The sequence below is a fragment of the Nocardia arthritidis NBRC 100137 genome, assembly GCF_001612765.1.
In the GTDB taxonomy this organism is placed as follows: Bacteria; Actinomycetota; Actinomycetes; order Mycobacteriales; family Mycobacteriaceae; genus Nocardia; species Nocardia arthritidis.
In genome coordinates, this window is record NZ_BDBB01000002.1 from 69,474 (window position 1) to 96,121 (window position 26,648).

A 26,648-nucleotide genomic window follows, 5' to 3' on the forward strand; every position below is an offset into this window, starting at 1 on the left:
TCATACCCACGGGTGATTTCCGGTCCGCTACCCCGGTGGGAGACCCGGCGGCGGCTCCCCCGGCGGCACGGCACGGGAAACCTCCCCGGGCGTGAGGCGGCCGCCGGAAGCGATTCCCTAACGTCGTCGCCATGAGCACACCGACCAGCGCCGGGCGCGAGACCCGGTCCGCCTCGGCCGCAGGAGCCCGAATCCATTCCGCCGCAGATCCTTCCGTCACCGCGCAGACGCGACGCTACGCGGCGCTCACCGCGACGGCGTTGACCACCGTGGCGGCGACGGTGTTTCTCGCCCCCGCTCCGCACGCCGCCGCGGCGGCCGCGCCGATCGAGAGCGCACAGGCGGGTGCCGCCGTCGCCGAACTGGCCGCGGGCGGCCCCGGCGCGCTCACCGCGATCCCGGCGGACTTCGTCGCGTCGTTCGGCTACCGGCCGAGCACGATGGACGGCCTGCTGGTCAATCCGCGCGGCGATTGCTCTTCTCCGGTGACGCTGCCGGTCGAGTTCGATACCGCGTGCAAGGCCCATGACCTCGGCTACGACCTGCTGCGCTACGCCGACCGGCGCGGCGAACCGCTGGGCCCGTGGGCGCGGCAAGCCTTGGACGCGACGCTGGACCGGCAGATGCACCAGGCCTGCGCGGCCCGCGTCGACTCGTTCTCCCGCGCCCGCTGCGATGCGATGGCATCGATCGCGAACACCGCCGTCGATCTGAACTCGCGCAGGCAGGACTACGGCGCGCCCGTGGTCGAGCCCCTGCTCGGCGCGGCGGATGCCGATTCGACGACGAGTTGGCAGCTCCTGGGCGTGCTCGGCGCCGGGATCGCCGGGCTGACGGCGGTTCTCGTCATGCGCAACCGGCGGCGAGGCCCGATACCCGCGGCGGGCATGTCGTACGCCACGGGCACGGTACAGCCATGACCTGGCCCGTCCCGGAGTTCTCGGATCGCCGCCCGTGGTTCGCCGCCGGGGTCCGCCGGGTCGTGCCGCCGCGGATCGGCACGACGCTCGGCATCGGGACCGGTGTCCTGGCCTCGCTGGCGCCCGGACTGCTTCCTCGCACGCCGAGCGCGCAAGCCGTGCTGACCGGGCTCCTCGCGGCGCTCGCTCTCGGCGTGGCCGGGCTACTGCGGATCACCCTGCGGCGCTGCGGATTCGACATCAACGAGCGCCAGGGATGGGCACGAGTGCCGTTGCTGATCGCGACGGTGGTGCTGGTGGCGGGCGCGACGGCGAACGCGGGGCACTGGCAGAACCGGCTTCGCGCCGCGATGAACACGCCGCCGATCGGCACGGGCTACTGGGTGCGGTGTGCGCTCGGCGCCGCGTTGATCATCGGACTGTTCGCCTGCGCCACCCGCTCGATCGCCTGGGCAGCGCGGAGACTGGGCTGGGCGCGGGGTGTCTCGCTGGCCGCCGTCGTCGCGGTTCTGCTGTATCTCGTCGGCGTACCCGCGATGGTCGGATGGCGGGAGTCGGTGTACGCGCGGGCCAACGCCGAGCTGGATCCCGCTCTGGTGCGCCCGGTTGCGCACTCCGGGTCCGGTAGCGCCGAATCCGCGGTGAGCTGGACGTCGCTGGGCGCCGAGGGCCGGAAGTTCGTCAGCGATCCGCCGGCTCGAGCCGTGCGGGTCTACATCGGGGTGGCCTCGGCGCCCGACCTGGACACTCGCGTCGCCCTGGCGATCCGGGAGCTGGAGCGCTCGGGCGGCTTCACGCGCTCCCACCTGGTCGTCACGGTACCCACCGGATCGGGCTGGATCGACGCGAACGCCGTGGCGGGCTTCGATCAGCGCTTCGACGGCGACGTGGCGCTGGTCGGGCTGCAGTACTCCTATCTCCCGAGCTGGGCGACGTTCGTGTTCGGCCGAGACGCGGCCGTCACCGCCGCCCGCACGCTGTTCACCGCCGTGGAACGCCATATCCGGGAACTGGCACACCCGCCGAAGCTGTACCTGTACGGGCAGAGCCTGGGGGCACTCGGCGGCAATGCCGTCTTCGCCGGCGACACCGAGCAGGACGGCCGGACCTGCGCGGCGCTGTGGGCCGGACCTCCCGCCAACCGCGTCCACCGTGGCGGCGCGACAGTGCTGGCGAACAGCTCCGACCCGGTGATCCACTGGTCGCTCGCGCAGCTGTGGCGCGCGCCCGACCTCGCCGGGGCACGCGTCGACGCCCCGGTTCCGCAGTGGCTTCCGGTGATCAGCTTCGCGCAGACGACCGCCGATCTGCTGGGCGCGTTACACGCTCCGCCGGGCCACGGCCACCGTTACGGCATCGATCAGGGCACCGCCATGGGTTCCTGCTGAGCCGTTCGGCGCGGCGCCCGCGCGGGACCCTCATAGAACATGTTCTAATTTCCGCATGGCCTTCGTCATCGATCTCGCCGCCGACATCGACGCCCCCGCCGAACTGGTGTGGCAGGTGATCACCGACTTCCCCCGCTACGGCGAGTGGAATCCCTTCGTCACCGAGTGCCGCAGTTCGCTGGTGCCCGGCGAGCCGATCGACATGCTCGTCCGGATCTCGGGTTCGAGCCCGCGCAAGCAGCGGGAATGGATTCGTTCGCACACGCAGGGCCGGGAGCTCAGCTACTCGATGAACCCGGTGCCTCCCGGCGCGCTGCACAGCCTGCGCTCGCACACGGTGACGCCGCTCCCGGACGGTCGCACCCGCTACGAGTCGCACTTCGAACTCGGCGGATGGCTGCATCCCGTGGTCGTCGCGCTACTCGGCAAGAACCTGCGGCGCGGTTTCGAGGCCATGACCGACGGCGTCCAGAAGCAGGCGGAATCGCTGCGGGCCTCCTGAGCGCAATCGACCGGAAGGCGTCGAAGCGAACGCATGAGCGGCCTGCCGAGCGGCTTCACCCGCGCAGATAGGCCAGCGCCGCCTCGAGCGCGGCGTCGGCATATGCCTCGGTGAGCCCGCCGAGCCCCAGCGACCACCGCATCTGCGTCGGACCGAGCAGCAGATCGACGGCGAGCTCGAGATCCAGGCCCGCGCGCAGTTGCCCGGCGGCGACGGCGGCGGCCAGCCGGTCGGCTACAGCGGCGCGCTGGGGCAACAGCAGGCGCTCGCGATAGGCGACCGCCAATTCGGCATCCTGCTGGATCTCGATGTACATCGCGCGGAGGAAGGATTCGAACCCGGGATCGGTCAGCGCGACGACCGAACCGCGCAGCAACGGGCGCAGGTCCGCGGCGATGTCGCCGGTGTCGGGTAGCACGAGACCCGTTGGGCCCGAATCGGATTCGAGCATGGCATCGAATACGACAGCGCCCTTCGACGGCCACCAGCGGTAGATCGTCTGCTTGCCGACCCCCGCGCGGGCCGCGATGGCCTCGATGCTCAACTTCGCGTAGGACACCTCGTGGATCAGCTCGGCTGTCGCGGCGAGTATGGCAGCGCGGGCACGCTCGCTGCGGCGCGCGGCAGTGGGGGTGTCGGGCATGCCGCCACCGTAACAGAAGACGAGACGAAACGTCTCGTCTTGACAGAGCGGACCGACATTGGCACGGTATCCAACGAGACGGAGCGTCTCGTGACGAAAGGATCTCCCGTGACCAGAACCTGGTTCATCACCGGCGCAAGCCGGGGACTCGGCCGCGCATTCACGACGGCCGCTCTCGCGCAGGGCGATCGCGTCGTCGCGACCGCGCGGAATACCGAGTCCCTCGCGGCTCTCGCCGACGACCGCCTGACCGTGCTGCCCTTGGACGTTCGCGACCGCGAGAGCGTCCTCGCCACCGTGGGCGAAGCGTTCGCGGCGCTGGGCACGATCGATGTAATCGTGAACAACGCGGGCTACGGTCTGGTCGGCGCCGTCGAGGAACTGACCGAAGCACAGATCCGCGACCAGATGGAGACCAATTTCTTCGGAGCCCTCTGGGTTTCCCAAGCCGCCGTGCCGCACCTGCGGGCGCAGGGCTCCGGGCACATCGTGCAGATCTCCACCGTCGGCGCCGTGGGCAGCCTGCCCCTGTTCGGCCTCTACAACGCGAGCAAGTGGGCCCTGGAGGGATTCAGCGCCGCGCTCGCCGACGAATTGCGCCCTTTCGGCATCCGGGTCACGCTCGCACAGTTGGGCGGCTTCGACACCGAGTGGGCCAAGTCGAGCATGCGGTTCGCCTCCGCCATCCCCGCCTACGCGCAGCTGCGCGCCGCCGTCCTCGGCATGCCGGACTACCCGGCAGCCACCCAGGGCAGCGCGGACCTGTCCACCGGAGCGCCGGAGGCGAACGAACCGGTATCGCCCACAGCGGAATCCGCGCCGGAAGATGGACCCGAGTGGACCGAAGCTCCGCCCGAAGTCGGCGCGGCAGGCCTGATCGCATTGGTGGACATGCCGAATCCCCCGCTACGCAAGATCATCGGGCCTGGCGCACACCACATGGTCACGCTCGCATTGGATCAACGCCGCCGCGACTACGCCGAGGACCCCGAATTCACCTGGCCCGCATAGCGATTCGCGGAGCCGCTCGGTTTCCGCACAACCCGTGCGGGGATCGAGCGGCTCCCGCGAAGAACGTCAGGCGATCGGGCCGCGGGCGGCCTCGTAGGCCGCGCCCACCCGGTAGAGGCGGTCGTCGGCGAGGGCGGGCGCCATGATCTGGAGGCCGACGGGCATGCCGTCGTCCTTGCTCAGACCGGAGGGGACCGACATCGCGGGATGACCCGCCAAGTTGGTCGGCAGCGTGCACAGGTCCGACAGGTACATGGCCAGCGGATCGTCGACCTTCTCGCCCAGCTTCCACGGAGTGAACGGGCTGGTCGGCGAGACGAGCACGTCGACCTGCTCGTAGGCCCGGTCGAAGTCGCGGGCGATGAGGGTGCGCACCTTGAGCGCCTGGCCGTAGTAGGCGTCGTAGTAGCCCGCCGACAGCGCGTAGGTGCCGATCATGATGCGCCGCTTGACCTCCGGGCCGAAACCGGCCGCGCGCGTGGCCGCCATGACCTGCTCGGCGCTGTGCTGCCCGTCGTCGGCGACGCGCAGGCCGTAGCGCATGGCGTCGAACCGCGCGAGATTGGACGACACCTCCGACGGCATCACCAGGTAGTAGGACGACAGCGCGTACTCGAAGTGCGGGCAGGACACTTCTACCACCTCGGCGCCGAGATCCTTCAGCACCGCCACGGCGGCGTCGAAGGAGGCGAGCACGCCGGGCTGGTAGCTGTCGGAGTGCAGTTCCTTCACCACACCGACCTTGACGCCGCGCAGATCGCCCTGCGCTCCCGCGCGGGCGGCGGCCACCACCGGCGGCACCGGCACGTCGCGCGAGGTGGAGTCGCGCGGGTCGTATCCGGCGATCACCTCGTGCAGCAGCGCGGTGTCGAGCACCGTCCGGCCGCACGGACCGCCCTGGTCCAGCGACGACGCGCACGCGACAAGGCCGAATCGCGACACCGTGCCGTAGGTCGGCTTGGTCCCGACGGTGGCGGTGACGGCCGCGGGCTGGCGGATCGACCCGCCGGTGTCGGTGCCGATGGCCAGCGGCGCCTGGTTGGAGGCCAGCGCCGCCGCGGAGCCGCCGCCCGAACCGCCCGGGATGCGGGTGGTGTCCCATGGGTTGCGGGTCGGGCCGTAGGCGGAGTTCTCGGTGGAGGAGCCCATGGCGAACTCGTCCATGTTGGTCTTGCCGAGGATCGGGATGCCCGCCTCGCGCAGCCGCCTGGTGACCGTCGCGTCGTAGGGCGAGACCCAGCCCTCGAGGATCTTCGACGCACAGGTGGTCGGCATGTCCGTGGTGGTGAACACGTCCTTGAGCGCCAAGGGAACTCCGGCCAGCGGCGAGGCGGGCGCGGCGCCCGAACCGATCGCGGCGTCCACCGCGGCCGCGGCCTCGAGCGCCTGCTCCCCCGCGACGTGCAGGAAGGCGTGGTACTCGCCGTCGACCTCGGCGATCCGGTCCAGGTGCGCCCGGGTGACCTCCACCGACGACAGCTCGCGGCCGTGGATCTTGTCGGCCAGCTCGGCCGCGGACAGCGTGGTCAGGTCGGACCCACCCGTCCCCCGGCCACCGCCACCCATGGAGTCGCGATGCGATGCTGCGTTCATTCGCCCTCTCCCAGGATCTGCGGCACCATGAACCGCTGCTCTTCCACCGCGGGCGCGCCGGACAGCGCCTCGCGCGGGGTCAGGCCGGGCACCACCTCGTCGGGCCGGGTCACGTTGGTCGCCGGGTTCGGCGACGCCGTGGCCGGGACGTCGGCGGCGGCGACCTCGGAGATGGTCCGCACGTGGCTCAAGATCGAATCCAGCTGTCCGGCGAACTGATCCAGTTCGGCATCGGACAGCGCGAGCCGGGACAGCCGGGCGAGGTGTGCGACCTCGTCGCGGGAGATGGCGGGCACCGCGGGACCCCTTTCGGCTTCGGTATCAACTATCGACTGTGCTCAACCCACACAGCCTAGCCACCGGCGACCAGGTCACCATCCGGCACCCGCGCTTCGTCGGCGCGGCGGCGCGGGCGGCGTCCCGCGCCCGCTTCCCGCCCGCGACACGTCCGCTCCGACTAGCCCGACACGCCGCTTTGGCGCGAATTCGCCGAGTGGCGTGCGTCACTGGACGGTCTTCGACTCGATAACCGGCCCTAAGGGGTGTAAGTATTGCGTGACCCGGGTATTCGTTCAGAGCCTCGGCCGCTCTAAGAAAGGAAACGCACGTGTCGTATCTGCTCCGCGTGCAACTTCCGGATCGACCGGGAAGCCTCGGCTCTCTCGCTCTCGCACTCGGCTCCGTCGGCGCCGACATCCTCTCCCTGGATGTGGTCGAGCGCGGCGCCGGCTATGCCGTCGACGATCTGGTCGTCGAGGTGCCCTCCGGAGCGCTCCCCGACACCCTCATCACCGCCGCCGAATCGATCGGCGACGTGCACGTGGACTCGATCCGCCCGTACTCCGGCGTACTCGACACCCACCGTGAGCTCGAACTCATCGATCAGGTCGCCAGTGCTCGCGACGACCGGATGCAAGTGCTGGTGGACGGTGTGCCGCGGGTGCTGCGGGTGGGCTGGAGCACCATCATCGACATCGGGCCGCAGGGCGCCTATCGGGTGGTGGGCAGCCCGAGTGCGCCGCAGACGCAAGCCGGTTCGGCGCCATGGATGCCGCTGGAGAAGCCATCGGTGCTCGATCCCGAAGCCGACTGGGTGCCGGAGATCTGGCGCGACATGGACACCAAACTGGCCGCCGCCCCGCTCGGCAACACCGGCAAGGTGCTGCTGCTCGGCCGGCCGGGCGGCCCCGACTTCCGGCCCTCCGAGGTGGCCCGGCTGGGTTACCTGTCCGGGATCGTCGCCACCGTCCTCGGCTGATTCCGCAGCGGCGCCGCGGGTTTCGTTCCGCCGGACGGCACGCCGGAGAGCGCAGCCGCTGCCCGACACGGCCGAGCGCTTTCGGGCGAACGCCGTGGCCCGCACCCCCGCGGAAACTCGATAAATCTTCAGACGGATTCGCTGGAAGGGTCGAGCGGTAGCCGCAGCACGTGCAGCAACTCCCCCGCGCTGGTCCGCCAGTTGCGGATCGGCACGGGGCGGAAGCCGAAGCGGTCGTATATCCGGCGGGCGTCGACCATGGCGGGCATGGTGGTGAGGGCGACCGCGGCGCGGCCTTCCGCGCGAGCCTGATCGATCACCGTGCGCACCAATGCCGTTCCCGCGCCGACTCCGCGCGCGGACTTCGCGACGGCGAGCATGCGGAACTCCAGTTCACCCGGCAGCGCGATCTCCGCGTACGGATTGCCCGCCGGTGCGACCGTGAGCGAACCGACGATCCGGCCCGCGTGCGTGGCGACCAGGATCCGGGCCGAGCCGGCACGGCGGGCGGTGTCGGCCAGCTCGCCCGCGTACCAGCTGCCCGCCTCCACGAAGCCCTCCCCGACGTAGACCTCCACCGTCAGCTCGCCGACCGCGTCGTACTCGTCCGGCCGCGCCTCCCGGACGACGACGCCCGCGTCCCGCACATCCATACCCGGCATGATGCCATCGACCATGACGTGGGCTACGGCACGTCCGTCCTCCTGCGAGGTGGTACGCCACGAGCACCGCGGCGGCACCCTGCCCGTCGACTCCGCGATGCCCGGCACTCCGGACTCGGTGAGTCCGCTTCGTCGCTGCCATACCCGGTCAGGGCGAGAAGGACGGCCGCCGCCATCGTCGTGGGACCCAGCCATCCGCGCCGCCGTGTGCTCACCGGTCGCCACCTGGCTGTCGTAGCGACTCGACTGCGGCGTACCCCTCCCGCCGGGCCGCATCGGCGTCCCGCGGATCCGTAGCCGGTATCTCCCGTCGCATCACGCGGGCTGCGGCACGTCCACCTCGCACGACCGCGCGGCCCCGAGTGCGGCGTGGCCTCGGTGCGCGGAGGACGCTCAGCCGGACCGCGCGATCTGCCAGCGATCGGGCTTGCCCGGCGGATAGACGACGGGGAGCAGATCGCCGGTCTCCGGCCAGGAACTCGTGTCCCACACGAAGCGGCCGTACACGACCTTTCCGGAGACCGAAGGACCGGTCAGGTTCCCGGTGATGGTCACGTACTGCTCGCCGGGAGCATCGGGGCGCGGGCTCACACCGGTGATGTAGAGGGTCCCCTCCTCCGGGTTCGCCGGTCGATAGCCCCGCCTGCCGCGGATCACGAACACGATCAGCGACACGAGCACCGCGGTCAGGGTCACCAGCGCGACGAACTCCAGCATGTCCCCATGCTAGGCGCGCGTCACACCGGGGCGAGCTCGCTGGTGCCCCGGCCGGTGCGCCGGACCTGCCAGACCGACATGCGGGTGCGTTGCGAGCGCCCGTTGCCCCGATCGATCAGCATCCGGTTGTCGGTGGTGAAGATCAGTTGAGCGCCACGGGCATTCGTCTCCGGGTTCTGGAACAGCTGGATCAACCGATCGGTCTCCTCGGCCGACAGGCACGCGCCGATGTCGTCGACGGCGAGCACGCGGCCCGCGTCCAGCGCGTCGAGCATGGCGGGCAGCACCCGCAGCAACGACAGCGTGGCGGAGGATTCGTCGCCGATCCCGAACGGGGTGTCGATGCCGTCGTGCACGAGGCTCAGGCCGACACCGCGTCGTGCCACCATCCGCGCGTACAGGGCGTCGCGCGCGGCCTTCAGGTTGGTCAGCTCGCGCTCCAGCAGCACGGCGGTCAGGCCGTTGTCGCGCAGCAATTGGTCGGCATAGCCGGGCGAGGTGGCGCACAGATCGATCTGTTTGCCGAGGCCGATGATGTCGGCGTCCAGTTCACGCAGGTAATCGGCGTACCGGGGGTCGGGCTCGGCGACGAGCAGATCGGTGATGCCCAGCTCGGCCGTACGCAGCAGCATCAGCAGCCGCACCGCGTTGTCCGGGGAGCGGGAGATGTGGCTGCCCAGCCGGTGGGCGATGGCGTCGGGTTCGGCGGGACCGCGCTGCACCTCGAGCATGGACTCGAACCATCGGTAGGCGGGTACCAGCGCGTCGGAGTACATCTGACCTGCGAGGCTGAGCAGCAGGGCGTTCGGACGGACCAGCGGAGCCAGCGCGGCGATCCCGTACCGCGCCGCTTCGAACATCGGGCCGATCTTGATCTGTTCCCCGCTGCGCTCGAACACGATTCGCTTGCGCGAGCGCGGGTGGGTGTGCAGCCATTCGGCCGTCACGTCGGCGTTGTCCAGCCGGAAACCATAGGTATACGGCACGCCTTCGGCGACGAACGCCGCCACGAATTCCGAGGGCCGCTCCGGGAATCCGAGATGCGGGGCACGCACCGGACCCGCGTAGGGATCCCACCCTGTCACCGAGTGCAGCACCGCGTCACGCATATGGCCGAGCGCATCGATCAGATTCGTCTTGCCCGCAGCCGCACCGCCGTGCACAGCGGTCACCGGCACGGCCACCGGCCCGCTCCCCTTGGTGAGCCGCAACTCCTGCTCATCGGCCAGCGATCTGTGATTGGTCACCTGAAAACTGCGCAGCATACCGCCATACTTCCGTCCGCTCCCGTGGGAGGCGACATCACCCCGTCGGCGCCGCGATCCGCGCCGAACGCCTGCCGCGCGCGAGCAGGCCGCCGGGCCGGGCGCACGCACCGCCGTCTGCGCCGGCTCACTCATCGGTGACGGCTTCGACTCGTTCGGTGTCGACACCCGGCAGACCAGGCGGAGTATTCTCGACGCGGTCGCGCAGCGGTCACGGGAGGCCCCCACAGAGCAGCTGAGCCTCGACAAGGTGGCCAGGATCGCCGGCGTGTCCCGCTCCTCCCTCCGCGACGACGTTTCCGCCACCGCGCAGCGCGCTTTGTGCACGTCGACAGGGACGACCGAGCAGTTCTCGTGAGGGTCGCCTCGGCCGGGAAACGGGCCTTCGATCGGCTCCTCGCCGGACCTCGACCGGCTGTTGCCGAGAGCTGCTATGTCCCGGCACAACTCGGCACGACGAGCGCCGTCAACGCCCCCTGGACTCGCGGTAGCCGCGCATCGGTCGCCGGGACAAGCCCGGTGATAGCGGGTTAGCATGCCTGCACGCTGCGGTGGTTTCGCGGCGTACTGCCGGAATGTTCGATGGGATGAGGGTATCGATGGAACCGACGGTTCGTCGTCTTGTGGTTGGTAGCTCGGTGATCGCCGCGCTCGCGCTGGGCACGCTGGTCGTGGCGCCGGAAGCGGTGGCGGACGCGCCGTGCCCGGAGGGCTCCGCGCGCGTATTCCTGGCCGACAGCACGAATACCTGCCAGGGCGGGGGGACGGTCAGCTACGACCCGCCCGGCGTGGTGTCGAAAGTGTGCTCGACCGCGAGCGCCGATGTGTCCGCCGAAGCGACGTTCAAGAATCGCCGCGGCAAGCTGATCACCCAGAAGCTCGACCTGAGCAGCGGCCGCTGTGGACGATTCGACATCGCGGGTCAGCTGGGCGCGACGGTCACGGTCAGCTGAGTCGGCCGCCCGGGCCGAACAGCAGCGCGCTGTCTCCGAACTCGTGCCACAGATAGCCGGTGTCCACGGCCGCGGTGTAGGCGGCGGCGACGGTTTCCTCCCCCGCCACCGCGACCAGGAGATCCAGGTGTGACGCGCCGGGCGCGTGCCAGCCCGTGATCAGGCCGTCCACCACCCGGGCCGGGCGTTCCACGCCGAGCACCACGTCCGTCCATCCACGCGAGGCGTGCACCAGGCCCGAGGGGTCGGCCGCGGTTTCCAGCGCCCGCGTCACCGTCGTACCGACCGCGACCACGCGTCCGCCCGCGGCTTTCGCGGCATTCACCAGCCGCGCAGTAGCGGGCGGCACGACGAAACGCTCGGGGCTCGGCGGTTCCCCCGCCTCCGGCGAGGAGACGCCGGTGTGCAGGGTGATCGGCACGAGAGCGACACCCGCGGCGATCAGATCCGATACCAGACGCTCGGTGAAGGGGCGTGCCGCACTGGGCATTTCCGCGCTGCCCGGCACCCGGCCGAAGACCGTCGAGTAATAGGAGGCCGACCATCGCTGCGGCACATACGAATACGTGATCGGCCTGCCGTGCGCGGCCAGTAACCGAGGCACGTCGGTGGTGACGTCCGCGCTCCAGAGACGTCGTCCACCGGGCAGCCAAGGCGTGCGCAGCGTCGCCGTGGCGCCCGGTAATCGCAGCACGGTCCCGGATGAGAGCCGCTGCGCCGGATAGGGAGTGCGCTGCCTCGTCCGGACCTCGATCACCCAGCGCCCGTCGTCCAGCCAGGTGGAGAAGTGCAGCACCACCGGCGCACCCTCCAACCCGGCGTCGATTGCCGACGACATGGTCGCCGAGTTGTTCACCACCACGAGATCGCCGGGGCGCAGCCGGTCCGGTAGCTCACGGAACATGCAGTGGGTCAGTTCCCCATCGGCGACGAGCAGGCGGACGTCGTCGCGCGCGATCCCCCGCGCCTCGGGCGGGACGGCGGCATTGCGTTCCGGGGACAAGTCGAAGGACGGCAGGGTGGCGCGCACCGTCATGACGCCCGTCCGGCCACGAAATCCGCTGCGACATACCGCCCGCTCCTGGGTCTCTCCGCGAGCAGCCGCAGCAGCGCGGGCACCACCGTCGCCGGCTCCGGCCGGTCGGAGATGTCGGCGCCGGGAAACGCCGCCTGATGCATCTCGGTGCGCATGTCACCCGGGTCGAACGCGTAGATCGACAGGTCCGGATGCTCCGCGCCGAGGATCGCGGTGAGCTGGTCGAGCGCCGCCTTCGACGACCCGTATCCGCCCCATTCGGGATACGGCTCCGACGCGGCGTCGGAACTGATGTTCACCACGGCGCCGCCTGCGCCCAGCAGGGGCAGTGTGAACCGCAGAATCGCCAGTGGCGAAAGCACATTCGTGCGAAGTACACGCTCGAATTCATCGAGCGGATAGTCCGCCAGGCGAGGCAGCGGACTCGGCCCGAGGCGGCTGGCGTTGTTCACGACCAAGCCGAGTTCTCCCGCACCGCGCGCGGCATCCGCCAGCCGCGCGCGATCCGCGGGATCGGTGACGTCACCGGGGATCGCGCGGAACTCCGGTCCGAGTTCGGCGGCCATCCGCGTCAACCGGTCGGATCGACGCGCGGTCCCCAGCACCTGCCACCCCTGTTCGATCAACGCCCGCGCGAGCGCCGCGCCGAATCCGGCCGACGCGCCGGTGACCAGTGCGGTAGGACGAGACATGATGGACCTCCTGGTAGTCGCCTACCAGTCGATCCTCATACCTCAACGGTCCTTCAGGTCAAGCGCCGATCACTCCTCGGCTTCGGCATCCTCCGCGACCGTCTCCGGCGCGACCGCTACGGGGCCGCCCTCCAGCAGCCGCCGGAACCCCTCCTCGTCGAGGATCGGCACACCGAGTTCCTCCGCTTTGGTGGCCTTGGATCCGGGCGCGTCACCGATCACCACGAACGCGGTCTTCTTCGACACCGAGCTCGCGGCCTTGCCGCCGCGCATCAGGATCGCCTCCTTGGCGCCGTCGCGGGTGAAGCCCTGCAACGAGCCGGTCACCACGATGGACAGGCCCTCCAGGTTGCGCTCGATGGATTCGTCGCGTTCGTCCTCCATCCGCACACCCGCTGCCCGCCACTTCGCCACCACGGCACGGTGCCAGTCCACCGTGAACCACTCCGCCACCGCTGCCGCGATGGTCGGGCCCACACCGTCGGCCGCGGCCAGTTCTTCTCCCGACGCCTGCTCGATACGGTCCAGGCTGCCGAATTCGGCGGCCAGCGCCCGCGCCGCGGTGGGCCCGACGTGCCGGATGGACAGGCCGACCAGCACCCGCCACAAAGCTCGGTCCTTGGCCACGGCCAGGTTCTCCAGCAGCCGCTTGCCGTTGGCGGAGAGGCTGCCGTTCTTGTTGGCGTAGAGGGAGGTGGTCAGCAGCGTCGCCTCGTCCAGGTCGAACAGGTCGCCCTCGTCTGTGATGGCGCCGGACTTCAGCAGATCGATCGCGCCTTCGTACCCGAGGGCCTCGATGTCGAATGCGCCGCGGCCGGCCACGTGATACACGCGCTCGCGCAGCTGCGCCGGGCAGAACTGCTGGTTCGGGCAGCGGATGTCGGCGTCGCCCTCCTTCTCCGGGCGCAGTTCGGTGCCGCATTCGGGGCAGTGCGTCGGCATGACGAATTCGCGCGCGTCTTCGGGACGCGCGTCCACCACCGGCCCCAGCACCTCGGGGATCACGTCGCCCGCCTTGCGGATGGTGACCGTGTCGCCGATCAGCACGCCCTTGCGCTTGACCTCGGCGGCGTTGTGCAGGGTGGCCAGCGCGACCGTGGATCCCGCGACGGACACCGGCTCCATCACCGCGAACGGCGTCACCCGGCCGGTGCGGCCGACGTTCACCTGGATGTCCAGCAGCTTGGTCGTCGCCTCCTCGGGCGGGTACTTGTAGGCGATCGCCCAGCGCGGAGCGCGTGAGGTGGAGCCGAGGCGGCGTTGCAGCGCGGTCTCGTCGACCTTGATCACCTGGCCGTCGATCTCGTGCTCGATGTCGTGCCGATGCTCGCCCCAGTAGGCGACCCGTCCGATCACCGCGTCGATGCCCCGCACCCGCCTGGTGTGCTCGGACACCGGCAGACCCCACGCGGCGAGCGCGCGGTACGCCTCGTACTGCGAGGTCGGCATGTAGCCGTCGATCCGGCCGAAGCCGTGGCAGATCATCCGTAGCCTGCGCCGCGCGGTGACCGACGGATCCTTCTGCCGCAGCGACCCGGCCGCGGTGTTGCGCGGGTTGGCGTAGGGCGGCTTGCCCTCGGCCACGATGGCGGCGTTGAGCGTCTCGAAATCCTCCAGCCGGAAGTACACCTCGCCGCGGACCTCCAGCACCTGCGGGATCGGGAATTCCTCGCTGGGGGTCAGCTCGCCGGGGATGTCGTCGATGGTGCGCGCGTTGAGCGTCACGTCTTCGCCGGTGCGTCCGTCGCCTCGGGTGGCGCCGCGGACCAACCGCCCGTTCTGATAGACCAGATTCAGCGCGACGCCGTCGATCTTCACCTCGCACAGGTAGTGCAGGTCCGGCCCGGTCTCCGCCTCCACCCGCGCGGCCCAGGCGCGCAGCTCGTCGACGTCGAACACGTTGTCCAACGACAGCATCCGCTCGAGGTGGTCGACGGCGGTGAAGTCGGTCGCGAAGCCGCCGCCGACGAGCTGGGTCGGTGAATCCGGCGTGCGCAGGTCCGGATGTTCGTCCTCCATGGCCTGCAACCGCCGCACCAGCGCGTCGAACTCACCGTCGGAGATGATCGGCGCGTCCCGGACGTAGTAGCGGAACTGATGCTCACGCACCTCGTCCGCGAGTCGCTGCCACTCCACCCGCTGCTGTGCCGTCGCCGGGGCCGCCGCGCTGTCGCTGTCACTCACCCAACGCACATTAGCGGAGGCCACCGACACCGCAGCGCGACGTTCGCGCACGTCGCCGCACCCGCGGGCACGAATTCCGGCCGGTCCGTTTCCCTGGTACGAGTCCCGCGTCGCGAGGATGCGGCACCGTCCGCGCGCGGCATGCCCGGCAGGACGAGCCCGGCGACCAACATGATGCCGGCGCCGGTGATCTGGAAACTTTGAGCCGCTCGGAATGCCCCTTCGCGTGCAGCGCTCTCGCAGTAATCCATGGCCCCGTCGGTGAGAAGTTCATAGCCGCCCGAGTAGATGGCCGGCCCGAACATCACTCGTACCGTAGTTCACCACCAGCACTGCGGATTCCCGTGCGGGAGCCCACGACCGCCCGTGATTCCGCGCCTGAATGTGTTCGGTCCACGCAACGGTTCGTGGCCCCGCGAGAAGGTCAGGAGAACGAGAGCTCTTCCGGCTCCTCGGCGTACGCGCGCGCGATGTCCGTCGCCAGCCGCAGCGCGCGCCGGCTCCAGTCCAGCGAGACGCCCGCTAGACCGCAGGACGGACTGACCGCCACCCGTTGCGCCAGCGTCCGGCGGGGGAAGCCGAGCCGATCGATCAGCCGGACGCCCGGCTCGGCGAAGGTTCGCCAGGTGACCGCGGTGGCCGGTACCTCGGTCGGGACGACACCGAGCACGAGCTGTTTACCCGCTTCGAGGGTCTCCCCGACCTCGTCGAGTTGCCCGGTGCCGATCGTGCTCAGGTCGAAGCCGATCGCGGCGGCGGCGCTGCGGCGCACGAGGCCGAGCGCGGGCGGCTCGGCGCAGCTGTGCACCAGCACCGGCGCGGATTGGGCGGTGATCACCGTGTCCAGCAGGGCCAGCGCTTCGGGTTCGGGCAGCGCGCGCACGGTGTTCAGCACGCTCACTCCGCGCAGCGAGCCGTCGAGCACCGCGGTCAGCGACGGTTCGTCCAGTTGCAGGACGACCTGCGCGCCGAGCCGTTTGCGCACCTCCGCCACGTGCTGCGCCAGCCCCTCGGCCAGCGATTCCGCGAGGTCGCGCACCGCGCCGGGATCGGTGAGCACGCGATGACCGCCGGGCAATTCGACCTGCGCGGCCAAGGTCAGCGGGCCCGCCGACTGCACCTTCACCGGACGGCCGCGACCAGTCAGACCGGCGTTCTCCCACGCTTCCTCGAGCGCGTCGAGATCGGTGCGCAGCAGGTCGTGGGCTCGCCGTGAGACCGCGCCCGGTCGCGGCGCGAGCCGGTAACCCCGGGACGTCGTGTCGAATCTCAAGTCGACCAGCAGCGCCGACGCCCGGCCGAGCAGGTCCGCGCCCGCACCGCGAGCAGGCAATTCCACCAGGTGCGGCAGGTCTCCGAGTTCGCCGACGATGGTCGCGGCCGCCTCGCGCGGGTCCGCACCCGGCCAGGAGCCCACCCCGGTGGCGATTCCGCCCGGCAGGCGTACCGGCTCGGTCGCCACGTCCGTTCCGCCGTCTTGCGCCCCGTCATCCGTGCCGGTCTCGTCCACCGCTGCCGCACTCCGTCCGTTCGATTCCGCCATTACGGGACGCACCGTCCTACCAAGGTCTTCGGTCTCCACACCGCCACGGGCTGGAGAAGGACGGTGCCGGAGGCCGCGCCGCGCGGGCCGGATCACCGCGTGGCCTCGGCCCCTGCTTCGCTCGCGACCGTTTCCCGCACGGTGCCGCAGATGGTGCCGCTTCCGAGCACCTCGTCGCCTTCGGGATCCGGACGGTACAGCACCACGGCCTGGCCGCGCGCCACGCCGGTCAGCGGCTCCAGCAACCGCACGATCAGTCCGTCGCCCACCGCCTCGGCGACGGCGGGCGCGGTGCCGCCGTGGGCGCGCACCTGCGCCACGCACTCGATCGGGCCCGCGAGCGCGGACCCGGAGGTCCAGATCGCGCGTTCCGCCTCGATCGTCCGGACCCGCAGGTCCTCGGCCGAACCGACGCGCACCGTGCCGGACTCGGGATCGATGCCGGTGACGTACCGCGGCTTGCCGTCGGCGGCCGGACCCGGCAATCCCAATCCCTTGCGCTGGCCGATGGTGAACCCGTGCACGCCCTCGTGCCGCCCGAGCACCTGCCCGTCGGCGTCGACGACCGCGCCGGGCCGGATACCGATCTTCGCGCCGAGGAAGGCGCGAGTGTCGCCGGAGGGGATGAAGCAGATGTCGTGGCTGTCCGGCTTGTTCGCGACGGCCAGGCCGCGCTCGGCCGCCTCGGCGCGAATCCGCGGCTTGGGGGTGTCGCCCACCGGGAACATCGCGCGCGAAAGCTGCTGTGCGGTCAGCACCGCCAGCACATAGGACTGGTCCTTGTCGGCGTCGACGGCGCGGCGCAGCACGCCGTCCTCGAGCCGCGCGTAGTGCCCGGTGACCACGGCGTCGAAGCCGAGCGCCACCGCGCGGTCGGCCAACGCGGAGAACTTGATCTTCTCGTTGCAGCGCAGGCACGGATTCGGCGTCTCACCCGCCGCGTAGGCCGCGACGAAATCATCGATGACGTCTTCTTTGAAGCGGTCGGCGAAATCCCAGACGTAGAACGGGATGCCCAGCACGTCGGCGGCGCGCCGGGCGTCACCGGCGTCCTCCTTCGAGCAGCAGCCGCGCGAGCCGGTGCGCAGCGTGCCCGGTGTCGCCGACAGCGCCAGATGCACGCCGACCACCTCGTGACCGGCGTCGACGGCGCGCGCCGCCGCCACGGCCGAATCCACACCACCGCTCATCGCGGCGAGTACCCGCATCAGACACCTCCTTTCGCACCGGCCAGGCCCGCGGCCTTGGCCCGCTCTACTACCTGCGGCAATACTTTCAGCACCGCGTCCACGTCGGCGCGCGTCGAGGTGTGCCCCAACGAGAAGCGCAGCGAGCCGCGCGCCTGACGGGGCTCGACGCCCATGGCGATCAGCACGTGACTGGGCGTGGCGACGCCCGCGGTGCACGCCGAACCGGTCGAGCATTCGACCCCCGCCGCGTCCAGCAGCATCAGCAGCGAATCCCCTTCGCAGCCGGGAAATGTGACGTGCACGTTGCCGGGCAGACGCCGTTCGCCCGCCGGGCCGTTGAGCACCGCGTCGGGCGCTGTCGCGCGGATCCCGTCGATCAACGCGTCCCGCAAGGCGACGAGTTCGGCGGTGCGAGCGGGCAGTTCGATCGCGGTCTGGCGCAGCGCCGCGGCCAGCCCGATCGCGGCCGCGGTGTCCGAGGTCCCCGACCGCAGGTCGCGCTCGTGGCCGCCGCCGTGCAGCAGCGGCACGCACGGCACCTGCCTGCCGAGCAGCAGCACCCCGGCGCCGTGCGGTCCGCCCACCTTGTGCCCGGCGAAGCTCGCCGCGGAAAGGCCGCTCGCGCCGAAGTCGATGGACAGCTGCGCCGCCGCCTGCACCGCGTCGCTGTGCATCGGTACGCCGAATTCCGCTGCCACGGCGGCCAGCTCGGTGATCGGCTGGATGGCGCCGACCTCGTTGTTCGCCCACATGACGGTGACCAGCGCGACGTCCTCGGGATGCGCGGCGAGCGCGGCGCGCAGCGCGCCGGGCGCGACCATCCCTTCCGCGTCCACCGGAAGCCAGATGACCTCGGCGCCCTCGTGGCGCTGCAGCCACTCCACCGCATCGATCACCGCGTGGTGCTCGATCGCACTGGCGATGATCCGGTTCCGGCGCGGATCGGCGTCGCGGCGCGCCCAGAAGATGCCCTTCACCGCAAGGTTGTCGCTCTCGGTACCGCCGGAGGTGAAGATGACCTCCGAGGGCCGGGCGCCCAGGTCGGCGGCGATCGACTCGCGCGCCTCCTCGAGCAGCCGCCGGGCAGCGCGCCCCGAGCCGTGCAGGGATGAGGCATTGCCCGTGGTGCGCAGGGCAGCCGTCATCGCCTCGATGGCCGCGGGCAGCATCGGTGTGGTGGCCGCGTGATCGAGGTAGACCGTGTGGGGCGCAGCACCGTTGACCGGACCCGAAAAAGCCGACTTCATGACCAGTTAAGGATAGCCGTGACGGTGAGCCGGTTATTCCCCCCTGCTCGCGCGCCCGCGCGGGGCCGCGAATGCCATGTGACCGGCCGGATCTCAGGGTTTTCACCTATTGAATGTGCCGCTGAATAGCGGTACGTTGTTCAACGTATTGATCGTCGGTCGGTCCGTTCGCGAAGCCGGATCCAGGACCAGGACGCCGGGCGGTCGACTACCGGACGAATCGATCAGTGAGGAAGTTCCGATGGACCCACGCACCCATGGACGTACGCGACGTGTACTGGCACGCGCCGCCGCCGCGTCCGTACTCGCCCTGATGCCGCTCACCGCCGTCGCGGTGCCCGCGCTCGCCGACCCGATCGTGCTCGAGCCCGCCGACCAGGTCGACGCGGCCCACGGCCGCCCCGGGCACGGCCACGGCGGCCACCGGCACGACGGCTGGAACAACGGGCGGCACAACGACTGGGACCGGGGACGTCACGACGACTGGTTCCGCGGCCGCGACCGCCACGACGACTGGGACCACGGCAGGCCGGGTTGGCACCACGGGTTCCGGCCGCCGACCGGAAGCGGCTTCTGAGTTCTTCCACTGTTTCCGGGGGCGGGCCGGCATAGGCTCGCCCCCGGAAAGTGTGTGGAAGTCAGCTCCTGACGCGGCTCCACCGAGTGTCTCGGCAATGGCGTGGCCCGAACACCGGGGGCCGTAGTCCGCTGGTAGCGCGTCGCGGCCACCCCGTGTGTGGCCGCGAGGCGCTACCGGCACATCCGGCTGAGCACGGCGCAGCACCGGTAGATCCGGATGGGCGCGAGTGCGGGACCCGGCTCGCAGAGCAGCGGCAGCATCTCGGGAAGAGAGGTGTCGCGGCCCAGGGCGTCCCGGCCATCGAGTTGCCGAGTCGCCTACTGCGCGGCGGCGGCGCTCCGGCGGGCGCGCAGCATCGGGCGGCGTCGTGGCCTGCGTATCTCGGGGGCGTCGACCGCGAGCGACGGATCCTGCACCCGCGTGTGCCCGGCCTCGATCCACTCGGTGGCTTCGACTGCGCCACGGCGCGACACCGCGGTACCGCGGACCAGGGTCTCGCAGCGGCGGGCCAGCTCGCGCCGGTCCGTGCCGGGCTCCAGCACCGGTTCCAGCACCACCTCGGCGACCATCCCGCGCGACCGCAGCACCCGCCGCGCGGAAGAGGAGAAGGTGTCGGCGCCGACGAACGCGGGCACCGTGCACGGCACGCCGTGCCGGTCCAGGTACCGCAATCGCACCGGCTGCACGGGGGTACCGGTGTCCACGGCCGCTTGGAACAGGGCCGGACGCATGGTGCCGTAGGCGCGGCCGCACCAAGTGGTGCCCTCGGGAAAGACGCCGATCCGCTCGCCCCCGGCCAGCCGCGCTCCCACCGCGGCCACCACGCCGGGCAGCTGCCGCAGGCTCTCGCGCTCGATCGGAATCACCCGCATCAGCTTGGCGAGCTTGCCGATCAGCGGCCAGTCCACCATGTCCGCGCGGGCCACGAAGCCGAGGGGCTGCACCGAGGCCAGAGCGACGATGTCGGTCCAGCCGATGTGCCCGGTGACGACGAGCACGCCACGGCCCGCTGTACCGAAGCCCGCGCGTGCGACCGCGGCGTCGCCCTCATCGACGACACCGCGCCCGTTCGCGACCCCCCGATTGTCGACGATCCGCAGCCGCAGGCCCAGGCAACCGAGCAGCAGGCGAGCGTAGCCGCGCTGCAACGGCACGCGCTTGCCACGTGGTGTCACCGCGTTCGCGACCGGGAAGCTGAGCAGCAGTCCGGCGACCCCGGCCAATCGGGCGGCAACCCGCGCCGGTCCGACCCCGTCGATCGAATCCAGGCAGCCGGGCCCGCAGGGGGTCGACGGCATCCATGCGTGCGCGGTGGATATAGCGGGCGGCGCGTCGAAAACCACGTTCCTCACCGTCCCCCGTCGAGCGACGCGGCCGCGTCTTGTAGTCGGTCGAGATACCGGGTGTTGATGGTGTCCAACCCGAGCAGCACGACGAAGTCGGCGACCGCGAAATCGGGATCGTGAGCGGGCTCGCCGCACACCTCCGCGCCCAGCCGCAGGTACCCGCGCACCAGCGGCGGCAGCTTCGGCCGGGACGGCGGCGTCAGTTCGTCCAGGGACTTGCCGTCGACGATCACCGGGTTGTACGGGTGCACCCGGCGCTGCGGGGCGGAGGCGTGCCTGCCCAGCAGCATGTCGCGCACGCCGCGCACGTTCACCCCGGGCGGGTCGGCCGGGGTGTCCCGCATCGGCACCGATACGCAGCCCATCACCCACTCGTAGCCGGTGAGCTGGATGTAGTGCAGGATGCCCGCCCACATGAGCGTGAGCACCGAGCCGTTGCGGTGGTCGGGCACCACGCAGGCGCGGCCCATCTCGACGATCCGCATCCCCTCCGGATCCAGCTGGGCGAGATCGAATTCCGTCGCCGTGTAGTACCCGCCCGCGGCGGCGACTCTGTCCGGCGGCAACATCCGGTAGCAGCCGACGAACTCGCCGCTGGCGTCGTCGCGCACCAGCATGTGGTCGCAGTGCTCGTCGAATCGGTCGGCGTCCAGGCCGGTTCCGGCGTCCGGTATCTGGAAGCCCGGCTCGTTCGCGAACACGTTGTAGCGCAGGCGCTGTGCGGCGACACGGTGGTCGCGGTCGGAGGAGACCACCAGCGAGTAGCGCGACCGCCTCTCCCCGGAGTCCGTCGCTCGAGCCGGGGCTGTCAACACGGACGAAATAGTCATATCCATGATGAAGCCAGTCCGACAATGCGCCTCAGCAACCTCGAAGTGTCGCCGCGATGCCGGTTGGGTTAACGAGACGGCGATCACACCGAGCGTTCACCGAACGGTTCCACCGTGTTCGTCCCTCGGCATCGCAAACGCTTCCGACATGCGGTTTGTCGCGCGGCTCGCCGTTTTCGGCCGGTGCGCCGCACACCGAGCATCGCGCCGCTTCCGGCGGGAAGCAGCGCGATTCGTCAGGTGCGGGAAGTACTCAGGCCGCGCGGCTTGCCGACGCGCGTACCGTCGGCGCGGTCGTCTCCTCTTCGGCGAAACCGGGACGCCCGGTGCCGATGAACGCGACCAACCACGAGGCGACCGCGGCGAAGCGGTTGCGGAAGCCGACCAGATAGAACAAGTGCACCGCGAGCCATATGACCCAGGCCACGACGCCACGGAAGGTGATGCGCTCGTTGAGCTTCGTCACGGCGCTGAACCGGCTGATCACCGCCATGCTGCCCTTGTCCCAGTAGGTGAACGGGGTACCGGGCCGCTTCTTGCGGCGGATGATGTCGGCGGCGTGCCTGCCCTCCTGCATGGCGACCGGCGACTGACCGGGATAGCCGTTGAGCGAGGTCATGTCGCCGATGGCGTAGATGTCGGCGTAACCGCCGACGGTGAGATCCGGGTTGATCAGCAGTCGGCCCGCCCGGTCGGTCGCCACGCCCGTGGCCTCGGCCAGGATCTTCGCGAACCCGCCCGCCTGCACGCCCGCCGACCAGACCACCGTCTCCGCCGCGATGCCGTGCTCGACGCCGTCGGCACCCTTGACGGTGACCTTGCCGTGCTCGATGTCGGTGACGAAGGTGCCGAGCAGCACGTCCACGCCGCTGCGGGTGAGCGACTTCTTCGCGTATTCCGACAGCCCGCCCCCGAACGGCGGGAGCACCTCGCCCGCGCCCTCCACGAGCGTGACCGAAACCTCCTGGTGGTAATACCGTTTCGCCAGTTCCTTCAGCTGGCCCGCCACCTCGACGCCGGTCGCCCCCGCGCCGACCACGACGAAGCTCAGCAGCCTGCGCCTGGTCTGCTCGTCGGCCCGCGCGGCTTCGGTGAATACGCGCTGGATCTGCGCGCGCAGCCGCCGCGCGTCCTCGATGGTCTTGAGCGAGAAGGTCTTCTCGGCGAAATCGTCCCGGCCGAAGTAGGACTGGCTGGCCCCGGTGGCCGCGATCAGCGATCCGTAACGGATGCGGTGGCGCTCACCCTCGTGCTCGTAGGTGAGGACGGCCCGGTCGGGATCGATGTCGACCACCGTGCCCAGGCGCACGTCCGCCTCGCGATGGCGGCGCAGAATGCCCGCGATCGGCGGCGCTATCTCATCCGATGCGAGCACACCGGTCGCTACCTGGTACAACAGCGGTTGGAACAGATGCTCGGGCGTGCTGGAGATCAGCACATAGTCCACCCCCGACTTGGCCAGCTGCTTGGCGGCGGCGAGCCCGCCGAACCCCGATCCGACAATGACGACACCCGCGGTTTCGATTCCCGCTTCCACGTACTGCATGACAGCCTCCTTCTCTCATTACCAACCGCGATCCGGAGGGCGGATATTTCAGGTGTGTGGGCGCATAATTCAGATGAGTCTTATCTCGATTCGTAATTAATAGGAGGTCGCTGTGGAACTTCGGCAGCTCACCTACTTCGTCGCGGTGTGCGAGGAGCTCAGCTTCAGCGGCGCGGCGGCGCGGTGCTTCATCTCGCAGTCGGCGATCAGCCACCAGATCTCCCGGCTCGAGCGCGACCTCGGCGTGCAACTGTTCGAGCGCTCGACCCGCTCGGTCGTGCCCACCGACGCCACCGCTCGGCTACTTCCCTTGGCGAAACAAATGCTGAGCCTGGAATCGGCGATCCGGGCCGCTGTACGGACGGTGGGGCCGCGCATCCGGCTGGCCGCGAATATGTCCTTCGCCACCCGCTCGCTGTCGGCGATCGCGGGAGCGCGCGCCGCGCATCCGGAGGCGGAGATCGAGTTCGTGATCAAACCCTTCCGCCAGCGCATCACCGCGGTCTCGGACGGCGACTGCGATCTGGCGCTGATCCGCGGCCGCGTCGACCAGCCGGGCCTCGTGGTGGAACAACTCTGGGTCGAGGATCTCGTCATCGCCACCTCCAGCGCGCATCCGCTGGCGTCCAAGGACACGGTGACCCTGGCGGACCTGAGTTCGTATCCCCTGCTGCTGCCTCCGGAGCAGGAACAGGTGCTGTTGCACACCGTGATCCGCAACGCCTTCGCCGAACTGCCCACCGGCCCCACGTTCGGACCGCCGATCCCGCCCGATCACACGGCGACGATGGAGTTGATCAACCGGCCCGACGCGTGGACGGTCCTGTACGCCGAGAGCACCACCGAGGGACTGGTGGTGCTGCGGCTGGCCGAGTCCAAACTGCGCATCCCCGTGTCAGCGGTCCTGCGCGCCGACGCCCGGCGATCACCGATCCTGGACACTCTGCTCTTGGCGCTGCACCGCTGCTGATTCAGGCATGGGGCAATACAGCGGCCCTCCGAGTGGCACATGATCTGTCCGGGTCGCGGACCTCTACCCGTCGAGAGGCCCGCGCTCACGCCTCGCCGTCGACGTAGGTCGATGGCGCGGGAGCAGTTGTGACCAGAAGTCGTGGCGTACCGCATCCCACAGTCCGGTCAATCGCGGCAGCAGTTCGCGGGCTCGCGCGAGGTCGGGGTAGAAACTGGGGCCGTACGAGGCGATCGGCGTCACGCCGGAGGTGCCGCGCACGACCATGATCGCGATGCGGTGGCCTTCCAGCCGCCACACCGCTTGGAAGCCCTCGGCTTCGGTGTGATGGATGTCGCGCATTCCACATCAGTCCCGCTCGCTCCGCATGCCGTCGAACGGACGGGATGCCGGGGTGCGGGAATCCGCGCCGGAGGAGGTGAGCGCGTCCAGCACATGCAGCAGTGTTTCCAGGTCGGGGCCGGGCGATACCGGAAGGTGATCGGCAGGCGGATCGAACGCCAGGCCACGGGCGGCGGCACGTTCGCGTGGGCTCGAGACCGGCGGGACGAGCTTGCCCGCCCGCACCAGGCAGCTGAGCGCCGATGCCTTCCGTGGACAGTTGGCGGCGCGACATCCCCTGTGCTGCTGCATGATGCGCTGCGACTCGGCGATCGTCAGGGCGTAATCCGGGTGGGTGTGACCGGGAGCGATCGCACCGGGCCGAGCGCGCGCCCAGGTCATCGCGGGGCACACCGTCTCGAGGTCGAATGTCTCGCAGACGCGGGCGGGGGTGTTGTCCACGGTGGTCAGGTCGTGGACGACGAGGGCGGCAGCGTGCACGCCGACCGCGATGGCCAGCGCGTATCCGACCGGATCGGGGTCTCTTTCCGGAGGCCGGACGGTGTAGAGCAGGTTGTATCCCAATTGCTCGGCGTGGCAGCGTATTTCGATTGCGTGCCGAGGTTCGTGCGGTCCGGATACATCGGTTCGTACCAGTCCTACGGCATTCGGCTGCCGCCTCCCTTGCGTGGCGAGCCGGACGGTCGTGCCGATCTCATGGGTGTGCATCGTTGCTCCCGGATCATGGTGACAGCATGCGTATTTCGTATTCGTTTCGCTGAGACGTCCGCCTTCGCGGGTTTCCGCCTCGAACGCCGAAACTCAGCACACCACCCGTGACCAGCGAATACGCTCAAAAACGAGCACCCATTCCCGATCCGCTCAATTGCCCAGGACGGTGCTCGGTTCTCGAAGCGAACGAGATCGATTCGCAATCCCGCACGACTCACTTCAAGGAGACCTGCGTGACCAACCCTGATGAAGAAGGCCCCTCATCGACCCTGCCGCGTCGCCAACTGGGACGCTTCCTGCGCGACCGCCGCGAAGCGGCGGGCTTCACCATCGCCGAGGCCGCCAAACTCGTCGACTTGTCCAGGGCGGTACTCCAGCGCCTGGAGACCGGCCAGATCCAGAAAGTCCGCAAACAGGATGCACAGGCGCTATGCGAGGTGTACGGCGTCGATGCCGCGGACACCAAGGCGGCGGTAGACCTTGCGGTGCAGGCGAAAGCCAAGAGCTGGTATCACGCGTATGGCGGTCTGTACAGCGGCGCTTTCAATATGTACGTCGGGCTGGAAGCGGCCGCGCGGCGACTGACCACGTACCACGAGCATGTCCCTGGCTGGTTTCAGACCGCAGACTACGCACGCGCGGTGATCGGGGCATATCCGGGATTCAGTAGCGAGGACATCGAGCGGCGTGTGGAGCACCGACTGAGGCGGCAGGCCATCGTCACCCGCAAGACCAAGCCGGTCGCTTTGGAAGTCCTGCTGCACGAATCCGCGCTCCACCGCATGATCGGCGGACCGAAGATCATGTCGACCCAGCACCGACACATGGCCGAGATCTCGAAGCTGCCGAACGTCACACTGCGGATACACCCCTTCAGCGCGGGGCTGGCCTGGGGCATGCCGCACGGCCTGTTCATCATCATGGAGTTCGACTCGAACGCCAAAGGCGTTCCGGTCGAACCGCCGATCGTCTATTTGGAGGGCGGACCGGCGCAGGACGTATACCTTGAGAAGGCCGGGGAAATTCGGCTCTATAGCGAACTCGCCTCGGCCATCCGGGATACATGCCTGGGCGAAGTGGAATCGCGAGACCTGCTCCGGCGGGTGGCAAGGAGTTACGAGCGGTGAACGGTGACCTATCCGAGGCGAACTGGTTCAAGAGCAGCCGCAGCGCCAGTGGTTCGCAGTGCGTCGAAGTGGCGTGGCTGGGCGGCGGCATGATCGGCGTCCGCGACAGCAAGAACCCGACCGGTCCAGCGTTGGTGTTCGCACCAGGCGAGTGGGACGCCTTCACCACAGGCGTGCAGGACGGAGAATTCGATCACCCCGCCTGATCGCAAGTCCTACCCGTAACCGAATCGACCGGCCCCGCCCGCCCACCACACGACCGCGAGCGGGGCCGCTCCCGCTGCGACCGTCGAATACCACTACAGCGCGACGACTCCGCTGTGCGTCGGCGGCATCTCATTCCGAGCGTGCCGACCCGATCGAGAACGGCCCCGAGTTGCCAGGGCCGTTCG

27 protein-coding genes are annotated in these 26,648 nt (G+C 70.0%); 10 read left to right on the top strand and 17 right to left on the bottom strand.

What is annotated here, in order from left to right; translation table 11 throughout:
- Positions 1-131: 131 nt before the first annotated feature.
- From NA8_RS01640 to NA8_RS01650, 3 genes are read left to right on the top strand one after another with little or no spacing between them, the layout of a single operon-like run.
- Positions 132-920: a hypothetical protein gene (locus tag NA8_RS01640; RefSeq protein ID WP_063048561.1), complete on the top strand. Its 789-nt coding sequence runs from the start codon at positions 132-134 to the stop codon at positions 918-920.
- A complete protein-coding gene (locus tag NA8_RS01645; protein ID WP_084466437.1) occupies positions 917-2,308 on the top strand; it encodes an alpha/beta-hydrolase family protein in 1,392 nt (463 codons plus the stop codon). Before NA8_RS01640 ends, NA8_RS01645 begins: the two co-directional genes overlap by 4 nt.
- 55 nt (positions 2,309-2,363) lie before the next feature.
- Positions 2,364-2,810, top strand: coding sequence for an SRPBCC domain-containing protein (locus NA8_RS01650; protein ID WP_063048562.1), 447 nt, complete (start codon positions 2,364-2,366; stop codon positions 2,808-2,810).
- Positions 2,811-2,865: 55 nt separating this feature from the next.
- On the opposite strand, the gene NA8_RS01655 is transcribed toward NA8_RS01650, so the two are convergent.
- A complete protein-coding gene (locus NA8_RS01655) occupies positions 2,866-3,453 on the bottom strand; it encodes a TetR/AcrR family transcriptional regulator (RefSeq protein WP_063048563.1) in 588 nt (195 codons plus the stop codon).
- Positions 3,454-3,561: 108 nt separating this feature from the next.
- Here NA8_RS01655 and NA8_RS01660 point away from each other — a divergent pair, with 108 nt between their 5' ends.
- Positions 3,562-4,464 carry an SDR family NAD(P)-dependent oxidoreductase gene (locus NA8_RS01660; RefSeq protein WP_063048564.1) on the top strand — a complete coding sequence of 301 codons (903 nt, stop codon included), beginning with the start codon at positions 3,562-3,564 and terminating at the stop codon, positions 4,462-4,464.
- Positions 4,465-4,530: 66 nt separating this feature from the next.
- Here NA8_RS01660 and gatA read toward each other — a convergent pair whose 3' ends face one another.
- Entirely contained in the window at positions 4,531-6,057 is a 1,527-nt protein-coding gene (gatA, locus tag NA8_RS01665; protein ID WP_245663632.1) for an Asp-tRNA(Asn)/Glu-tRNA(Gln) amidotransferase subunit GatA, read from the bottom strand.
- Positions 6,054-6,353, bottom strand: coding sequence for an Asp-tRNA(Asn)/Glu-tRNA(Gln) amidotransferase subunit GatC (gene gatC, locus NA8_RS01670; protein WP_063019684.1), 300 nt, complete (start codon positions 6,351-6,353; stop codon positions 6,054-6,056). The genes gatA and gatC overlap by 4 nt, the downstream gene beginning before the upstream one ends.
- A gap of 311 nt (positions 6,354-6,664) precedes the next feature.
- Here gatC and NA8_RS01675 point away from each other — a divergent pair, with 311 nt between their 5' ends.
- Positions 6,665-7,315, top strand: a complete 651-nt coding sequence (locus NA8_RS01675) for an ACT domain-containing protein (protein WP_062977055.1) — start codon at positions 6,665-6,667, stop codon at positions 7,313-7,315.
- 128 nt (positions 7,316-7,443) lie between these two features.
- Here the strand turns inward: NA8_RS01675 and NA8_RS01680 are convergent, their stop codons facing one another.
- The 3 genes from NA8_RS01680 to NA8_RS01690 all read right to left on the bottom strand — a co-directional run bounded on the left by NA8_RS01680 (position 7,444) and on the right by NA8_RS01690 (position 9,959).
- A complete protein-coding gene (locus tag NA8_RS01680) occupies positions 7,444-7,968 on the bottom strand; it encodes a GNAT family N-acetyltransferase (RefSeq protein WP_063048740.1) in 525 nt (174 codons plus the stop codon).
- A gap of 402 nt (positions 7,969-8,370) precedes the next feature.
- Positions 8,371-8,694, bottom strand: coding sequence for a hypothetical protein (locus NA8_RS01685; protein ID WP_063048566.1), 324 nt, complete (start codon positions 8,692-8,694; stop codon positions 8,371-8,373).
- Positions 8,695-8,714: 20 nt separating this feature from the next.
- On the bottom strand, positions 8,715-9,959 hold the full coding sequence (locus NA8_RS01690; protein ID WP_063048567.1) for an AAA family ATPase: 1,245 nt from the start codon (positions 9,957-9,959) through the stop codon (positions 8,715-8,717).
- A gap of 599 nt (positions 9,960-10,558) precedes the next feature.
- Here NA8_RS01690 and NA8_RS01695 point away from each other — a divergent pair.
- Positions 10,559-10,912, top strand: coding sequence for a hypothetical protein (locus NA8_RS01695; RefSeq protein ID WP_157106466.1), 354 nt, complete (start codon positions 10,559-10,561; stop codon positions 10,910-10,912).
- On the opposite strand, the gene NA8_RS01700 is transcribed toward NA8_RS01695, so the two are convergent.
- From NA8_RS01700 to NA8_RS01730, 6 genes are all read right to left on the bottom strand, one after another.
- On the bottom strand, positions 10,905-11,948 hold the full coding sequence (locus tag NA8_RS01700) for an S-adenosylmethionine:tRNA ribosyltransferase-isomerase (RefSeq protein ID WP_063048569.1): 1,044 nt from the start codon (positions 11,946-11,948) through the stop codon (positions 10,905-10,907). The two genes, NA8_RS01695 and NA8_RS01700, sit on opposite strands and share 8 nt — an antisense overlap.
- Positions 11,945-12,640 carry an SDR family NAD(P)-dependent oxidoreductase gene (locus tag NA8_RS01705; RefSeq protein WP_063048570.1) on the bottom strand — a complete coding sequence of 232 codons (696 nt, stop codon included), beginning with the start codon at positions 12,638-12,640 and terminating at the stop codon, positions 11,945-11,947. Before NA8_RS01705 ends, NA8_RS01700 begins: the two co-directional genes overlap by 4 nt.
- Before the next feature lie 69 nt (positions 12,641-12,709).
- Positions 12,710-14,824: an NAD-dependent DNA ligase LigA gene (gene ligA, locus NA8_RS01710; RefSeq protein ID WP_063048571.1), complete on the bottom strand. Its 2,115-nt coding sequence runs from the start codon at positions 14,822-14,824 to the stop codon at positions 12,710-12,712.
- Between the two features lie 424 nt (positions 14,825-15,248).
- Positions 15,249-16,367 (bottom strand): methionine synthase, encoded by a 1,119-nt coding sequence (locus tag NA8_RS01720; RefSeq protein WP_084466438.1) that lies wholly within the window; start codon positions 16,365-16,367, stop codon positions 15,249-15,251.
- Between the two features lie 92 nt (positions 16,368-16,459).
- Entirely contained in the window at positions 16,460-17,575 is a 1,116-nt protein-coding gene (mnmA, locus tag NA8_RS01725) for a tRNA 2-thiouridine(34) synthase MnmA (RefSeq protein ID WP_063048573.1), read from the bottom strand.
- A complete protein-coding gene (locus NA8_RS01730; protein WP_063048574.1) occupies positions 17,575-18,804 on the bottom strand; it encodes a cysteine desulfurase family protein in 1,230 nt (409 codons plus the stop codon). The genes mnmA and NA8_RS01730 overlap by 1 nt, the downstream gene beginning before the upstream one ends.
- 241 nt (positions 18,805-19,045) lie before the next feature.
- On the opposite strand from NA8_RS01730, the gene NA8_RS01735 reads away from it, so the two are divergent.
- The gene (locus tag NA8_RS01735; RefSeq protein WP_063048575.1) at positions 19,046-19,381 is read left to right on the top strand and encodes a hypothetical protein; all 336 of its coding nucleotides are present in this window, start codon (positions 19,046-19,048) and stop codon (positions 19,379-19,381) included.
- Positions 19,382-19,701: 320 nt separating this feature from the next.
- On the opposite strand, the gene NA8_RS01740 is transcribed toward NA8_RS01735, so the two are convergent.
- The 3 genes from NA8_RS01740 to NA8_RS01750 form a co-directional block, all read right to left on the bottom strand.
- On the bottom strand, positions 19,702-20,727 hold the full coding sequence (locus NA8_RS01740) for a lysophospholipid acyltransferase family protein (protein WP_245663634.1): 1,026 nt from the start codon (positions 20,725-20,727) through the stop codon (positions 19,702-19,704).
- A gap of 5 nt (positions 20,728-20,732) precedes the next feature.
- Positions 20,733-21,560 (bottom strand): GNAT family N-acetyltransferase, encoded by an 828-nt coding sequence (locus tag NA8_RS01745; RefSeq protein ID WP_063048742.1) that lies wholly within the window; start codon positions 21,558-21,560, stop codon positions 20,733-20,735.
- A gap of 253 nt (positions 21,561-21,813) precedes the next feature.
- Positions 21,814-23,106 (bottom strand): NAD(P)/FAD-dependent oxidoreductase, encoded by a 1,293-nt coding sequence (locus NA8_RS01750; RefSeq protein ID WP_063048577.1) that lies wholly within the window; start codon positions 23,104-23,106, stop codon positions 21,814-21,816.
- Between the two features lie 112 nt (positions 23,107-23,218).
- On the opposite strand from NA8_RS01750, the gene NA8_RS01755 reads away from it, so the two are divergent.
- Positions 23,219-24,076 (top strand): LysR family transcriptional regulator, encoded by an 858-nt coding sequence (locus NA8_RS01755; RefSeq protein WP_063048578.1) that lies wholly within the window; start codon positions 23,219-23,221, stop codon positions 24,074-24,076.
- Between the two features lie 63 nt (positions 24,077-24,139).
- Here the strand turns inward: NA8_RS01755 and NA8_RS01760 are convergent, their stop codons facing one another.
- Both NA8_RS01760 and NA8_RS01765 read right to left on the bottom strand, forming a co-directional pair.
- Positions 24,140-24,418 (bottom strand): hypothetical protein, encoded by a 279-nt coding sequence (locus NA8_RS01760; RefSeq protein WP_063048579.1) that lies wholly within the window; start codon positions 24,416-24,418, stop codon positions 24,140-24,142.
- Positions 24,419-24,424: 6 nt separating this feature from the next.
- Positions 24,425-24,982: a hypothetical protein gene (locus NA8_RS01765; protein ID WP_063048580.1), complete on the bottom strand. Its 558-nt coding sequence runs from the start codon at positions 24,980-24,982 to the stop codon at positions 24,425-24,427.
- 251 nt (positions 24,983-25,233) lie between these two features.
- Here NA8_RS01765 and NA8_RS01770 point away from each other — a divergent pair, with 251 nt between their 5' ends.
- Positions 25,234-26,256: a helix-turn-helix domain-containing protein gene (locus NA8_RS01770; RefSeq protein WP_157106467.1), complete on the top strand. Its 1,023-nt coding sequence runs from the start codon at positions 25,234-25,236 to the stop codon at positions 26,254-26,256.
- A complete protein-coding gene (locus NA8_RS01775; protein WP_063048581.1) occupies positions 26,253-26,462 on the top strand; it encodes a DUF397 domain-containing protein in 210 nt (69 codons plus the stop codon). The genes NA8_RS01770 and NA8_RS01775 overlap by 4 nt, the downstream gene beginning before the upstream one ends.
- Positions 26,463-26,648: the final 186 nt, after the last annotated feature.

What these genes read in the sequence shown, in the direction of transcription:
- NA8_RS01640 (WP_063048561.1), top strand. Translation starts at nt 132, where the DNA reads ATGAGCACACCGACCAGCGCCGGGCGCGAGACCCGGTCCGCCTCGGCC.
- NA8_RS01645 (WP_084466437.1), top strand. Translation starts at nt 917, where the DNA reads ATGACCTGGCCCGTCCCGGAGTTCTCGGATCGCCGCCCGTGGTTCGCC.
- NA8_RS01650 (WP_063048562.1), top strand. Translation starts at nt 2,364, where the DNA reads ATGGCCTTCGTCATCGATCTCGCCGCCGACATCGACGCCCCCGCCGAA.
- NA8_RS01655 (WP_063048563.1), bottom strand. Translation starts at nt 3,453, where the DNA reads ATGCCCGACACCCCCACTGCCGCGCGCCGCAGCGAGCGTGCCCGCGCT.
- gatA (WP_245663632.1), bottom strand. Translation starts at nt 6,057, where the DNA reads ATGAACGCAGCATCGCATCGCGACTCCATGGGTGGCGGTGGCCGGGGG.
- NA8_RS01680 (WP_063048740.1), bottom strand. Translation starts at nt 7,968, where the DNA reads ATGGATGTGCGGGACGCGGGCGTCGTCGTCCGGGAGGCGCGGCCGGAC.
- NA8_RS01685 (WP_063048566.1), bottom strand. Translation starts at nt 8,694, where the DNA reads ATGCTGGAGTTCGTCGCGCTGGTGACCCTGACCGCGGTGCTCGTGTCG.
- NA8_RS01690 (WP_063048567.1), bottom strand. Translation starts at nt 9,959, where the DNA reads ATGCTGCGCAGTTTTCAGGTGACCAATCACAGATCGCTGGCCGATGAG.
- NA8_RS01695 (WP_157106466.1), top strand. Translation starts at nt 10,559, where the DNA reads ATGGAACCGACGGTTCGTCGTCTTGTGGTTGGTAGCTCGGTGATCGCC.
- NA8_RS01700 (WP_063048569.1), bottom strand. Translation starts at nt 11,948, where the DNA reads ATGACGGTGCGCGCCACCCTGCCGTCCTTCGACTTGTCCCCGGAACGC.
- NA8_RS01705 (WP_063048570.1), bottom strand. Translation starts at nt 12,640, where the DNA reads ATGTCTCGTCCTACCGCACTGGTCACCGGCGCGTCGGCCGGATTCGGC.
- NA8_RS01720 (WP_084466438.1), bottom strand. Translation starts at nt 16,367, where the DNA reads ATGGCGGAATCGAACGGACGGAGTGCGGCAGCGGTGGACGAGACCGGC.
- mnmA (WP_063048573.1), bottom strand. Translation starts at nt 17,575, where the DNA reads ATGCGGGTACTCGCCGCGATGAGCGGTGGTGTGGATTCGGCCGTGGCG.
- NA8_RS01730 (WP_063048574.1), bottom strand. Translation starts at nt 18,804, where the DNA reads ATGAAGTCGGCTTTTTCGGGTCCGGTCAACGGTGCTGCGCCCCACACG.
- NA8_RS01735 (WP_063048575.1), top strand. Translation starts at nt 19,046, where the DNA reads ATGGACCCACGCACCCATGGACGTACGCGACGTGTACTGGCACGCGCC.
- NA8_RS01745 (WP_063048742.1), bottom strand. Translation starts at nt 21,560, where the DNA reads ATGACTATTTCGTCCGTGTTGACAGCCCCGGCTCGAGCGACGGACTCC.
- NA8_RS01750 (WP_063048577.1), bottom strand. Translation starts at nt 23,106, where the DNA reads ATGCAGTACGTGGAAGCGGGAATCGAAACCGCGGGTGTCGTCATTGTC.
- NA8_RS01760 (WP_063048579.1), bottom strand. Translation starts at nt 24,418, where the DNA reads ATGCGCGACATCCATCACACCGAAGCCGAGGGCTTCCAAGCGGTGTGG.